This window comes from Natrinema gelatinilyticum (assembly GCF_024266705.1).
Lineage (GTDB): Archaea > Halobacteriota > Halobacteria > Halobacteriales > Natrialbaceae > Natrinema > Natrinema gelatinilyticum.
On sequence record NZ_CP100756.1, the window covers coordinates 3,084,397 to 3,097,142 of the forward strand.

At 65.5% G+C, this 12,746-nt stretch carries 11 protein-coding genes; 10 read left to right on the top strand and 1 reads right to left on the bottom strand.

Translation table 11 applies throughout. The features are described 5' to 3' along the window. Positions 1-294 precede the first annotated feature (294 nt). On the top strand, positions 295-1,608 hold the full coding sequence (locus NJU76_RS15115) for a cobyrinic acid a,c-diamide synthase (protein WP_254530113.1): 1,314 nt from the start codon (positions 295-297) through the stop codon (positions 1,606-1,608). 151 nt (positions 1,609-1,759) lie between these two features. On the opposite strand, the gene NJU76_RS15120 is transcribed toward NJU76_RS15115, so the two are convergent. Further along, positions 1,760-4,696 carry a penicillin acylase family protein gene (locus NJU76_RS15120; RefSeq protein WP_254530115.1) on the bottom strand — a complete coding sequence of 979 codons (2,937 nt, stop codon included), beginning with the start codon at positions 4,694-4,696 and terminating at the stop codon, positions 1,760-1,762. Between the two features lie 302 nt (positions 4,697-4,998). Here NJU76_RS15120 and cbiT point away from each other — a divergent pair, with 302 nt between their 5' ends. The 9 genes from cbiT (at position 4,999) to NJU76_RS15165 (ending at position 12,709) form a co-directional block, all read left to right on the top strand. Beyond that, positions 4,999-5,595, top strand: coding sequence for a precorrin-6Y C5,15-methyltransferase (decarboxylating) subunit CbiT (cbiT, locus tag NJU76_RS15125; protein WP_254530117.1), 597 nt, complete (start codon positions 4,999-5,001; stop codon positions 5,593-5,595). Next, complete coding sequence (locus tag NJU76_RS15130) at positions 5,592-6,401, top strand: cobalt-factor II C(20)-methyltransferase (protein WP_254530119.1); 810 nt, start codon at positions 5,592-5,594, stop codon at positions 6,399-6,401. Before cbiT ends, NJU76_RS15130 begins: the two co-directional genes overlap by 4 nt. After that, entirely contained in the window at positions 6,398-7,297 is a 900-nt protein-coding gene (locus tag NJU76_RS15135) for a cobalt-precorrin-4/precorrin-4 C(11)-methyltransferase (protein ID WP_254530121.1), read from the top strand. Before NJU76_RS15130 ends, NJU76_RS15135 begins: the two co-directional genes overlap by 4 nt. A gap of 213 nt (positions 7,298-7,510) precedes the next feature. Then, entirely contained in the window at positions 7,511-8,506 is a 996-nt protein-coding gene (cbiG, locus tag NJU76_RS15140) for a cobalt-precorrin 5A hydrolase (RefSeq protein WP_254530122.1), read from the top strand. Beyond that, entirely contained in the window at positions 8,503-9,402 is a 900-nt protein-coding gene (locus NJU76_RS15145; RefSeq protein WP_254530123.1) for a precorrin-3B C(17)-methyltransferase, read from the top strand. The genes cbiG and NJU76_RS15145 overlap by 4 nt, the downstream gene beginning before the upstream one ends. Before the next feature lie 18 nt (positions 9,403-9,420). After that, positions 9,421-10,446 (top strand): precorrin-3B C(17)-methyltransferase, encoded by a 1,026-nt coding sequence (cobJ, locus tag NJU76_RS15150; RefSeq protein ID WP_254530125.1) that lies wholly within the window; start codon positions 9,421-9,423, stop codon positions 10,444-10,446. Positions 10,447-10,476: 30 nt separating this feature from the next. Continuing rightward, entirely contained in the window at positions 10,477-10,743 is a 267-nt protein-coding gene (locus tag NJU76_RS15155; RefSeq protein WP_254530127.1) for a ferredoxin, read from the top strand. Beyond that, positions 10,740-11,480 carry a cobalamin biosynthesis protein gene (locus NJU76_RS15160; RefSeq protein ID WP_254530129.1) on the top strand — a complete coding sequence of 247 codons (741 nt, stop codon included), beginning with the start codon at positions 10,740-10,742 and terminating at the stop codon, positions 11,478-11,480. Before NJU76_RS15155 ends, NJU76_RS15160 begins: the two co-directional genes overlap by 4 nt. Next, positions 11,477-12,709, top strand: a complete 1,233-nt coding sequence (locus NJU76_RS15165; protein ID WP_254530131.1) for a CbiX/SirB N-terminal domain-containing protein — start codon at positions 11,477-11,479, stop codon at positions 12,707-12,709. Before NJU76_RS15160 ends, NJU76_RS15165 begins: the two co-directional genes overlap by 4 nt. Positions 12,710-12,746 lie beyond the last annotated feature (37 nt).

Below are 12,746 nucleotides of genomic sequence, written 5' to 3' on the forward strand. Positions count from 1 at the left end.
TGTTCACATCGCTCGTCGACGGCCGATGCCGCGCGTCGCCGTCGACGGAATCAGTCCGTCGGGTGGTACGGACTGTTGGAAGTCAGTTCCGGTACAACCGCGTCCACTCTGCGTTTGCACCGGCAAATCGTCACAGTAGACCGTCTAATGCACGCTTTCGTCGCACGTCAGAGCAATCTCCGATGGTTTCAAGTACAGTTGCACTAATCCAAATTAAGCAATGACAACACTCCCGCAGTCTCCAGTGTGCGACCGACCGATCGGAACGACGGACCTCGGCCTGAGACGGGGACGATGAACGGAATCGTTCTCGGCGGTGTCAGTTCCGGCGTTGGAAAGACGGTCGCGGCGCTGTCGATCACTCGGGCGCTCGAATCGGCTGGGTACGAGGTCCAACCTGCCAAGGCGGGACCGGACTTCATCGATCCGAGCCATCACCGGGCGATCGCTAGTCGTCCGTCCCGGACGCTCGATTGCTGGCTCGAGGGGGCAGACGGACTTCGACGGAACTACCACCGCGGCGCGGGTGACATCTGCGTCGTCGAGGGTGTCATGGGAGTGTACGATGGCGACTGCTCGAGCACCGCTCTGGTCGCGGAAACCCTCGAATTGCCGGTGGTCCTCGTCGTCGACGCGAAAGCGGGCATGGAGAGCGTCGCGGCGACGGCGCTCGGGTTTCGGGAGTACGCCAAGACGATCGGTCGCGATATCGACGTCGCAGGCATCGTCGCCCAGCGCGCACACGGCGGTCGCCACGAACAGGGGATCCGAGACGCCTTGCCCGACGGTCTCGAGTACTTCGGTCGCATTCCCCCCTCGAGTGACCTCGAAATACCCGAACGACATCTCGGCCTCGAGATGGGCGACGAGGCCGCGTTGCCGACGGCTGCGTTGCGGGAAGCCGCCGAATCGCTGCGAACGGAGCGACTGGCGGCGACCGCGAGCGAGCCACCGGCCCCCGAGACGCCGAGTCGGCCCGCCGAACCGGTCGACGTTACGGTCGCCGTCGCCAGCGATGCAGCCTTCTGCTTCAGATATCCAGCGACGATCGAACGCTTCAGGGAGCGGGCGGACTTCGTGACCTTTTCGCCGGTCGCGGGCGATCCCGTCCCCGACTGCGACGCGATCTATCTCCCCGGAGGGTATCCCGAACTCCACGCCGACGAACTCGAGTCGGCCGGAACGCTCGACGAACTCGGTTCGCTCGCAGTCGATGGGCTCGCAGTGCTCGGCGAGTGCGGCGGGCTGATGGCCATGAGCCAATCGTTGACTACGACCGGCGGTGAACGACACGAAATGGCCGGCATCTTCCCGGCGGACGTAACGATGCACGATCGCTACCAGTCGCTCGATCACGTCGAACTCGAGGCGACTGACGGAACACTGACGGCCAACGCTGGCGAGCGGATCCGCGGACACGAATTCCACTACTCGAGCGTCGAAGTCGACGGTGACGCCCGGTTCGCCTTCGAGACGGTCCGCGGCGACGGCATCGACGGCGACCACGACGGGTTGACAGCGTACGAGTCGCTCGGCACGTACGTCCACGTCCACCCCGAGAGCGGGGCGTTCGACCGGTTCCTCGAGCGCGTGGCGACGACGAACTGACACTCGCGCGTCTATTCACGGATTCTGAAACCCAGTCACGTAAGTAACACGAACGGCCGCGTTGGAGCGAGTTGGCCGAAACCGTTCAACAACTCGAACCCCTGAAGTGCAAGCCGCTGACCGACCGCTCCCGGTCGCCGGGGTGCGCCGATCAGTACCCCGTGAGCGCGTCGACGACGCCGCCGAGAAGATCGTCGGGGACTTCCTCGTCGGCTTCGAGAGCCTCGATCAGTTTGACTTCCGTCGGCGCGAGGTCGGCCTTGAGGCCGTCTACTGCCGACGGGGGCGTCCCGGGCGCGTTGAGCGCGTCGGCCGTCTGCGAATCGAGCGAGTCGATCAGGGCATTCAGACTCCGGTTCGCGGTCCGCGGGACGTCGCGGACCGCCCGAATCCCGCCGCCCGGGATCGACAGCAGCGCGATCGTCAGGTCGGTGACCGGCCGCGTCGCCTCGGCGATTTCCTCGTTCGTCGTCAGCGTCTGACCCGTCGAGACGGTTTCGCGGTCGATTCCCTCGTCGGTGACCGGGTGCGGTTTGTACGCGAAGTTCGCGTAGAGTTCGAGCTGGTCGGTGAGACGGTCCGGTTCGTCGCCGGTCAGCGTTCCCGGAAGTTCGGCGAGATTCTGGTGGCCGCTGTTGCCCGGTGGCAACACCGACTTGGACGCGTCGGGGCCCTCGCCAATCGCGATCGACTGCTGGAACGAGGCCCGGTTCGTCATCGGGATGCGGTCAGGGTTCGCGGCGCCGAGCGGCGTGAACTCACTCTCGCGAGCCTCGAGGCGCCAGTCTGCCGGGTTGGCGCTGTCGAATCGCTCCTCGAGCGTCTCGGCCGCGCGCCGCATAGCCTCGCGGATGATCGCGTCGCGCTGTCGCGTGCGCGACGGATGGTTCTCCCCGGCGATCCGGTCGAACCACCGGAACGTCGTCTCGCCGTCGATGGCGTCGACCAGCGTGACGTCCTTGTTGACGGTCGCGCCGTGGTCGGCGGCGTGGGGGTCGCCGCCACCCTGCCCATCGGTCGCGGTCGGATCGAAGTTGAGCTCCGGCGTCTGGTCCCCGAGTTTGTCGCGGAAGACCAGTTCCTGGAGTTCTTTCCGGACTTCCTCCCAGATGGCCATTCCGCCGTTCTCGTAGCGGCCGTCGGGGCCGGGCCGGAACGAGTAATCGGTCCGGGACCAATCGACGAGTTCGGACACCATCGCATCCAGTTGCGGATCGCTCGCATCGCGAACCGCATCGGCCATTGCCGGAGTCGACCGTGGCGCGAACGGGTGTTCGACCGAGCAGTCCTCGACGATGCCCTCGACGTCCGCCTGCGAGAGTGCGCCGTCGGTTCGCCCGAGGGCCTCCTGCATCAGACGCTTCATCACGTCGACGCGGTGGACGGTGCCCCACTGCTGTTCGCTGTCACCCGAGTGCCAGCCGGGGGCTGGCGCGTTATTCCAGTTGACGACGTAGCCCCGCTCGGGATCGCGGACGGATGCGCCGATGTTCGTGCCGACGTCGAACCCGTTCCACTCGTGCTCGGACGGCGGGGTCGGCAGTCGCGGATCGCGGCCGCCGCGGCGGTCGGGGAGCGTGCCCGTCCGGAAGTAGGCGATCCCCTCGTCGTCGATCACGTGGAAATTGAAGCCGAAGGGGAACTCGGCGAGGTACGATTCGAACTCGTCGATAGTGTCTGCGCGGCCGACTTGGGCCCACATGAACGCGCCGTCGAGTTCTTCCATCCGAGTCGTCACCCGCTGGCAGTAGGCGACGTTCTCCTCGGGGTTCAAGGCGATCACCGGCATTCTAGTGCCCTCCTGCTCGACGCGCGCGACTTCCTGGCGGACGACCCGGACGTCCTCGGCGTCGTCGCCCTGGACGACGGCGCCAACCGGGCTCGTGTAGTGGGTGACTGTCTCCGTCGACATGGTGTGCCACTCACCGTTCCACTTGTAGCGGTAGCGATCTTCGGGGTCGAGTTCGACCGCGACCGTGTCGACCATGTCGTCGCCTGAGGTGGTGACCGTCCATGCCAATTCGGGCGTCCGGCCGACGACGATCGATGGCGTGCCGACGACGCCGACCCCGCGAACGTCGAAGCCGGCCCCGTGGAGACCGATCTCGTGGATGACCGGTGGTTTGAACAGTCCCATCTGCGGACCGCCGCCGAGCATCGGTTTCCCCGTCTCGGTGCAATCGCCGTCGACGATGACCGCGTTCGAACCGAACCGGAACCCCTCGAGCACGCCGACGGCCTTCCGAAGCCCGTCGGTGACGGCGGCCGGGAGATCCAGGTTCTCGATCCCCCAGGCTTCGGCGCCGGCCGCCGCCCGGACGGCCTCGAGTTGGGCCTCGGAGACCTCGTCGTACGACAGCGCCCGCTCGTCAGTCGTCTCGATCTCGGCCGGGCGTACGGAACCGTAGTGGTCGTCCGGTACGATAACCCTGTTGAGGTCGCCGTAGGCCTCCCAGGCTTCGCGCTCGTCGCCGAGACTCTCGAACAGTTCGGCCAGCGTTCGCGCGTTCGACAGCTCCGCGCCGCCGCCGACGCCGAAGAACCCGAGCGTGTAGTTGATCACCGCGACCGTGTCCTCTGGCTTCCACGGTTCCGGTGCGCGCCCGAGAGCGACGAACTCGGCGGGGAGTTCGCCCTCGGCCGCCCGTTCGACGATCCGCCGGTTGACGCCGTCGCAGAAGCCCCGGACCGCCTCTCGGGTAGTCTCGTCGGCCCGGTCCCACTGGCGGTTGATCTCCTCGCGATCGTAGAGATCCCGTCGCACCTCGATGTCGGAGGGAAGCTGGGCCGGGCCGAGCCACTCCGCGCTCTCGCCGCGGCCGACCAGCCGAAGCAGGTCCATCTGGAAGAGCCGGTCGCGGGTCTGCATGTAGCCGTTTCCGTAGCCCAGCGCGTAGAGCGAGTCGGCCTCGACGTGGGTAACCCCGTACTCGTCGGTTCGAAACTCGATCTCCGCGAGCGGCGACTCGCTCGCGGTCCCCACTCCGACGGTCGACACGGTGCCGACGAGCGCCGAGAGCTGGAGGTACCGCCTGCGAGACAGTCCTCCCGTTGCGCGACCGGCCGTCGGTCTCGTGTTCCCAGTCATCGTTACGCCGTCGACTCCCCGAGCCGTCGATCCGTTCTGGCGACCCGTCCGCCCCGGCTCCACGTCTGGGTTGCTACCCCACAGCATGTGTCTCGATATCGCATACCGAGAGAAGGACTAACGAAGAGGAAAATAAAGACTTCCATGGTGATGGAAGTTCCATTATGTACTGTCATCCGGAAACGAAGGGGTCGACGCGGCGGCGCGGCTGGTTCGAATCGATCGCCGGCACCACTTACGCAACTAAGATTGCTTTAGCACAAACGAAATTGTTTTATGATCGGCCGCTGTTGCCCCGAGTGATGCCACCTATCGCGCTGCCACACGACGCGAAGGCTGGACCGACGAAACCGGAGGTCCGGGCCGTCGTTCGGTCGAAGCTCGCGCTCGAGCCGGACGACCACTTCGCGGAGGTCGGCTCCTGTACGGGAGCCGTCACGATCGAGGCCGCACAGCGAGCCGGGCGGGTGACCGCCCTCGAACGAAAGTCGGAGCGACTCGAGACGACACGACGGAACCTCGAAGCGAACGAGAACTCCGTTCAGGCCGACGTCGAACTGCGCAACGTGGAAGCACCAGCAGGACTTCCGGACGACGTTGATGCGCTCTTTCTGGGCGGAAGCCGAAACGTCAAAGCGGTCCTCGACCACGCCGTCGAAACCGAAATCGACCGCGTTGTCATGAACGTCTCGCGGCTCGAAACCGCCGGTAAAGCGACCGAGGCCTTCCGCGAGCGCGACCTGCTCGGTGAGGTCGTCCAGTTTCAGGTGAGCCACGGCTACGAACTCGCTGGTGCGACGAGTTTCGACCCGGACAATCCGGTATACATGCTAGTCGGGAGCGCGACGCCGGACGAAGGCGAGAAAGTCGTCGCCGACGGCGGTGAGGCGATCCGATGACGCTGTTCGGCGTCGGACTCGGCCCTGGCGAGGCCGACCTCGTGACTGTCCGCGGGAAGTCGGTCCTCGAGAACGCCGACGTGGTCTACTCGCCGGGACGCCTGTCGCGGACCGTCGCGCTCGAGCACGTCGACGAGTCGAAGATCGGTAATCTCGAGTTCCCGATGACGAAAGACGAGGAGAAACTGCGGGCGGCGTGGAAGGAGGCCGCGGCGGAGATCGCTCCGAACGCGCGCGACGGCGACGTCGCGTTTGTCACGCTGGGCGACCCAAACGTCTACTCGACCTTCGGGCACCTCCGCCGGACGATCGACGCGTTCCACCCTGACGTGGATCTCGAGATCGTCCCCGGCGTGAGCGCGGTAACGGCCTTCGCGACCGCACTGGGGGTCGAGATCGAGGCCGGTGCGGGGCTCTCCTTGCGGGAGGCCGCCGCCGGCCACAGCCCGACGGGGCCGGATCGGATGATCCTGTTCAAGGTAACCGATGCGCCGGCCACCCACGAGGGCCTCGCCGAGGCCAATTACGAGGTGACCTACGGCCGCCGGCTATTCATGGAGCAGGGCGAGACGCTCGTCACTGACGATCCCGCAGCGATCGACCAGCGCGACTACTACACGCTCGCCTACGCCGAGAAGGCAGACCTCCAGGTCGAGCGGGCGACTGCGGCCTTCGAGACCGATACCACTGCATCGGAGATCCGCTCTGATGGTGGCCGCGAGGTGACCGACGACGAACTGTCCGCCCTCGAGCGCGCTGAAGGCAGCGAAGGTGGCGACTGCGGACAGAGTGGAGGCCGCCGATGACCGACGACACCGAAAACGACCCGCAGGACGCGATTGACTCGGAAAGCCAGTTCCGGCCCGAGGAACTCGACGATCGGATATTCGAGCACGGCGCAGGCGACGAACAGGAGGGGATCCCCTTCGTCGGTGCCGGCCCCGGCGACCCGCGCCTGCTGACCGTCGCCGGAAAGGAACTGCTCGAGGCGGCCGACCTCGTCGTTCACGCCGGTTCGCTGGTCAACAGCGAACTGCTCGCGGCGTACTGCGCCCACGCGGAGCTGGTAAATTCCATCGGCAAGAACCTCGAGGAGCTGATCCCCCTGATGCGGGACGCATACGAGAGCGGCGAGAACGTGGTCCGCCTGCACAGCGGCGATCCCGCGATTTACGGCGCGGCGCTCGAGCAGATGGACGCGCTGGAATACGAGGGCGTCCCGACGTACTTCGTGCCAGGCGTCACGTCGGCGTTCGCGGCCAGCGCGACGCTCCGGACGCAGTTGACGCTCAACGAAGTATCGAATCACGTCGCGTTCACCCGGCCACAGGGCAAGACCCTGACGCCCGAGGAGGACCACATCTCCGACTTCGTCGAGATGGGCGACGTGACGACCTGTATCTACCTCGGCACCCACGCGGTTCGCGACACGATGGACCGACTGCTAGAGGACGATCACGACCCCGAGACCCCGGTCGCGGTGATCTACCACGCTTCGTGGCCAGACGAGGACGTGATCGTCGGCTCGGTCGGAGATATCGCAGATAAGGTGGAGCAAGCCGGCTATCGCGCCTCGGCGCTGGTCGTCATCGGCGATGCCGTGACCGGCACGGGCTACGAGCGATCCTTCCTCTACGGTGACTGGGCCAATCGAGGCGCTTCGTCGGAAACCGTTAGCGAAACGGAAGCAGGTGACGACTGAGATGCAGTGGAATTGCAACCGCGACCACGATGAACGTCCTTGGAACGCTCGGCAGTTGCGACTCGGTGTGCGCTTCGCACTCGCTAGTCGCTGCAGTGCTTGTATCGTCTCGCTCGCCGAGTGCGTCAACCCCTTTCAGTCCCACCTGCGCGGTGGACCGAACGGCCTGGGAGAGCGTGGACAGGACAGCTCTGGAATGTGAGAGGTCAGACAATGAGTTCAGGAACTGAGAACACGGATGCGACGGACGATTCTGGAGCGGACGACGGCGGCCACTGTTCGACGCCGGATTCGGACGGCGAAGTCGCCGAAGAGATCGCAATCGTCTCCTTCGGACGGAAGATGGACACCGCCGAGGAACTCGAGAACGAACTCGAGGATCGCTACGCGGTGATCGACATCATCGAGTATCACGGTGACGTCTTCGAGGAGCACTGGGGCGAGTACGACTGTTTCATCGGACTGATGGCCTCCGGGATCGCGATGCGGAAGACGGCCCACCTGCTCGACGACAAGTGGGACGACCCCGCGATTTGCGTCGTCGACGAGGAACTGACGTGGGCCATCCCGATCACGGGCGGCCACCACGGCGCGAATCAGGTCGCACAGGACCTCGCGACGATGGGCGCGGTCCCTGCGATGACCACCGCGAGCGAGGCGGCCGGCAAGCAAGGCGTCGAATCCCGTGCGAAGGCGATGGACGCCCACGTCGTCAACGGCGATTCGACGGTGAAGACGAATCTCGCCGTACTGGACGACACCCTCGGACCAGTCGAGCGCCTCGAGGGTCCGAAAGCGGTCCTCGTCGGCGACGACGTAACGGTCCTCAAGCGCAACACGGACGAGGGGATCGTCATCGGCACCGGCAGTGTCTCCGGTGCGAGTAAAGAGGCGTTCCTCGCCGCGTGGGAGATGGCGCTCGAACAAACGGACTACGACCTCACCGACGTCGAGTTCGTCGGCTCTGCGACGCGAAAGGAAGACGAGGATGGACTGCTCGCGGCCGCCCGGGAACTTGACCTCGGCGTCGTCGCGTTCGACAAGGAAACGCTGCTCGCACACGAGGGGCCGACTCCCTCGAAGTCAAAGGAGCTGATCGGCTGGCCTGGCGTTTCCGAGGCGTCGGCGATCGCCGGCGGTCGCGAGCAGGAACTGGTACTCGAGAAGGTCAGCTACGAGAACGAGGTCACGGTGGCGATCGGTCGATGAGTTCCGACGCCGACGCTGCGGAGGCGACCGACGCTGACGCCGCGGCCGATGCCAGCGGCTCGCCTGCCGAACACGGCACCCTCTACGTGGTCGGCATCGGCCCCGGCCTCCCAGATCACATGACCAAGCGGGCCAAAGCCGTCATCGAGGCCGCCGACGTCGTCATCGCCTCGAGCCTCTACCAGGAGTTCCTGCGCGCCGACGGGACGGTCCCGTCGGAGGAGCGGATGGACGAGGACGGGATCGCCACACGTGATGACGGATCTACACAGGAAATCGTCCGCTCGACGATGGGTCGCCAGATCGAACTCGCTCGCGCAGCGTTCGACTACGTTCGGGAGGGCAAGGACGTGGCCCACGTCTCCGGCGGCGATCCGTCGGTCTACGGCAAGTCGGACCTCGTCTTCAAGATGGCCGACGAAGAGGACGCGACGGACGTGCCAATCGAGATCGTTCCCGGCCTCACCGCGGCGCTCGGCGGCGCGGCTACCGTCGGCGCGCCGCTATGTAACGACTTCTGTACCGTCTCGCTGTCGGACAAGTGGCGCGGTTGGGACGAGATCGAGGAGAAACTACGTGCAGCCGCGATTTCCGGCTTCGTGATCGTTCTCTACAACTGCTGGCGGAACTACGAGAAGGCCGTCGATATCGTCCGAGAGGAGCGGACCGACGACGCCTCAGTGGCCATCGTCAACGATGCCGGCAGGGAAGACGCCGGCCGCAACGGCGAGAGCCAGTTCATCACGACCCTCGGCGAGGCCGCCGACCACGACGACAAGGTGTCGGGGATGGGGACCTCGTTGATCGTCGGCAATCACCAGACCGAGACCTGGCGCAACGACGAGCGAACGTACCTCGTCACCCCACGCGGCGGGCGTGACGTCGACGATTTCTGACCAAAACAGCATACATCCATGAGTACGGACACCAACGCGGACGTTGACACAGAATCGACTTCCAAGTGCGGTGCCTCGACGAGCGAAGCGAGCACCGATAAATCGAGTTCGAACTGCGGCGCCTCGAGCAATACGGACGACTCGAGTGGCTCGAAGTGTGGCGCGTCTTCGAGCTCGGGTTCTTCGACCTCGAATTCGTGCGGAGCCTCGAGTACGGACGATAGTTCGACCGAGCAGGAGGTTGGCGCGACGGTCGACGACTTCGACGCCGAGCCGGGCCAGCTGATCGCCGTCGGCCTCGGTCCCGGCCACCCCGAGGGGATGACTGAGCGCGCGAAGGCGGCGCTGCTCGCGGCCGACCACATCGTGGGCTATACGACCTACATCGAGCTGATCCCCGACGAAATTACCGAGGACGCCGACGACATCTACGACACGCCGATGTGTGGCGAAGTCTCACGCACCGAGGAGTCGATCGATCGCGCGCTCGCGGGAAACGACGTGGCAATCGTCGGTAGCGGCGACCCGAACGTCTACGCGCTCGCTGGGCTCGCACTGGAGATACTCGAGTCGAAAGGGGCGACGGCGTCGATGGTCGACTTCGATGTCGTACCGGGTGTCCCTGCCGCACAGTCCTGTGCGGCACGCCTGGGGGCACCGCTGGTGAACGACACGGTCTCGATTTCATTGTCGGACCACCTCGTCCCGATGCCGGAGATCGAGTCGCGGCTGCACTCGGTGGCCAACGAGAACTTTACGATCACGATCTACAACCCCTGGAGCCGCAAGCGTCGGGAGAACTTCGAGAAGTGCTGTGAGATCCTCCTAACTCACCGCGATCCAGACACGCCGATCGGCGTCGTCCACGGGGCCGGTCGCGACGACGAGCAGGTGCTGATCACCGAACTCGGTGAACTCGAGGAGCTCGGCGAGAGCGAGATCATCGACATGACGACGACGATCGTCGTCGGCACCGAGGACACCTACGTCTGGGACGACCGGATGGTGACCCCGCGCGGCTACGAGACGAAGTACGACTACTGAGCGACGATCCCACTAGCGAACTACACCACTATGCCACGATACGAAGTCACCATCGAGAAAGACGCCTGTGACGGCATCTTCGCCTGCCTGACCCGCGACCCGCGGTTCGTCGAGGGCGAGAACGGTCTCGCGACGATCGATCCCGGCGCGGATCCGGTCTACGACTGCGAGGGCGAAGTGACTAACAACGCCGAGCGCGTCGTCGCGACGTTCGACGATGACCGCATCGACGAGGCCCAGCAGGCCGCCGCGGCCTGCCCGACGGACGCCATCGTCGTCCGGGAGATGGGCGAATGAGCGGTACGGAAGCTCCGACCGAAGTCGGGGTCCCGTCGGATCCACTCGCGGGCCACCCCGCGACGGCGTACTTCTGGGGCCACGTCGCCGGTAGCGGCGACGTCTCGGACGACCGAATCGAAGTGGTGACCAACGATGAGGAATCTGCACAGGTGCTCGCCGCGGTCGCGGGCGGCGACTTCGAGCACGAGACGACTACCCGCGACTACGCCCACGACACTTCGATCACGCGCACGGAAGACGAGTACACGCTGTCGATTGGCGGTGAGGGGAACGAGGGAGACGACCCCACCGGCGCGGGTCTGCTCGGACGGAGCGGCGTGCTCGGCCTCCCCGTCGACGGCCGTGGAAACTATCGCTTCGGTGCGTTCGCGAGCCACGATCGTGAACTGCTCCGGGGCCTGCTCGAGGGCTGTGGCACGATCTGTTTCAAGTCCTCCAGTGGGACGGTCGGCATCTCGTTCGTTCACGACGATCGGAAGCTGCTCAAGCTCGCGCAGGAGCTGATCGCGGAGTGTCCGGTCGAAGCGCCCGTCGACGAGCTCTCGGAGACCTCGTCGGGCGGTTACTGGTTCGGCATCGACGACGCCACCGCGCCCGATTTCGGCACGTGGCTATACGGGGACTGCGAGGAAACCGGACTGTTCGCGCCGAGTCGCCGGCGCAAACTCGAGATGAGCCTCGAACAGGCCGAGTCGTACGACCGAACTGATCCGGGCGCTCCAGACGACCGATGAGCACCCTCGACGAATCTCCGTCCGCGGCCGCAGACGCCTTCGAGGACGAAGCCATCCTCCTCGTCGGCCACGGCTCCCGCCGCGAGAAATCCAACGAGCAAGTCCGCGCATTGGCCGCTTCCCTCGAGTCGCGGCTGGGACTGCCGGTCGATGCCGCGTTCCTCGAACTCGCAGAGCCTGCGATCGACGAGGCGTTCGCGGAACTCGAACCCCTCGTGTCGAGAGTAACCGTCGTCCACTGCTCGTTGTTCGCCGCGAGCCACGTGAAAAACGACGTCCCGCTCTCGATCGAGCGAGCCCGCACCGAACACGACCTCGAGATCGACAACGGAGGGCACCTGGGTATTCATCCGGCGATTCTGGACCTCCTGGATGACCGCGCCGCTGCCGTCGAGTGCGACCTGGACGTCGATCGCAGCGGGGACGACGTCGCCGTCGTTCTCTGTGCGCGGGGATCGAGCGATCCGGACGCCAACGGCGACGTTCACAAACTCGCCCGTCTGCTGTTCGAGGGCCGCGCGTTCGATCGCGTCGAGGCGACGTTCATCGGTGTGACGGAACCGACCCTCGACGACACTCTCCACGGCCTTTCGAAACACAGACCCGACGCGGTCGTCGTCCTGCCATACATGCTCGGCGATGGCGTCCTGACCCAACGCGTGCGCGACTGGACCGCAGGGTTCCACGACGAGTATCCGTACGTCGACGCGCTCGCCGGCGACCCGCTCGGAACCGATTCTCGGTTACTCGATGTTTTCGCCGATCGCTGGCAGGAGGCTCGCAGCGGGAGCGTAGAAATGTCCTGTGATACGTGCAAGTACAAGGTCGACCTCGAGGGTTACGAGGAGGACGTCGGCGGCGCGCGAGCGATGCTCCGGGCGCTGACGCATCAGGAGACCCACGCCGACCGGGAATCGGTCGACGACGATCCGCACAGCCACGATGCGCCGGAGAAACACGTCGTAGTCTGTACGAACCGCACGTGCACAGAAATGGGATCGCCAGGGGTTCTCGAGCGCCTCCGGCAGGAAGCCAGGGACTCCGAGCATTGCGACGCCCGCATCACGCGGTCGTCGTGTCTGGGACGCTGTGGTGACGGACCGATGGTCGCGGTCTATCCCGACGGGATCTGGTACGGCGACGTGGCGAGCGACGATGCCGAACGGATCGTCGCCAACCACCTCGACCGTGACCGGATCGTCAGCTACCTCGTCGATCAGAGCCTGTAACGGTGCACGATGGGACTCATCGCGGTATCAATTCGGA

Bases quoted from the DNA above. Each gene is read 5' to 3' on its own strand.
- NJU76_RS15115 (WP_254530113.1), top strand. From the start codon at position 295: ATGAACGGAATCGTTCTCGGCGGTGTCAGTTCCGGCGTTGGAAAGACG.
- NJU76_RS15120 (WP_254530115.1), bottom strand. From the start codon at position 4,696: ATGACTGGGAACACGAGACCGACGGCCGGTCGCGCAACGGGAGGACTG.
- cbiT (WP_254530117.1), top strand. From the start codon at position 4,999: ATGCCACCTATCGCGCTGCCACACGACGCGAAGGCTGGACCGACGAAA.
- NJU76_RS15130 (WP_254530119.1), top strand. From the start codon at position 5,592: ATGACGCTGTTCGGCGTCGGACTCGGCCCTGGCGAGGCCGACCTCGTG.
- NJU76_RS15135 (WP_254530121.1), top strand. From the start codon at position 6,398: ATGACCGACGACACCGAAAACGACCCGCAGGACGCGATTGACTCGGAA.
- cbiG (WP_254530122.1), top strand. From the start codon at position 7,511: ATGAGTTCAGGAACTGAGAACACGGATGCGACGGACGATTCTGGAGCG.
- NJU76_RS15145 (WP_254530123.1), top strand. From the start codon at position 8,503: ATGAGTTCCGACGCCGACGCTGCGGAGGCGACCGACGCTGACGCCGCG.
- cobJ (WP_254530125.1), top strand. From the start codon at position 9,421: ATGAGTACGGACACCAACGCGGACGTTGACACAGAATCGACTTCCAAG.
- NJU76_RS15155 (WP_254530127.1), top strand. From the start codon at position 10,477: ATGCCACGATACGAAGTCACCATCGAGAAAGACGCCTGTGACGGCATC.
- NJU76_RS15160 (WP_254530129.1), top strand. From the start codon at position 10,740: ATGAGCGGTACGGAAGCTCCGACCGAAGTCGGGGTCCCGTCGGATCCA.
- NJU76_RS15165 (WP_254530131.1), top strand. From the start codon at position 11,477: ATGAGCACCCTCGACGAATCTCCGTCCGCGGCCGCAGACGCCTTCGAG.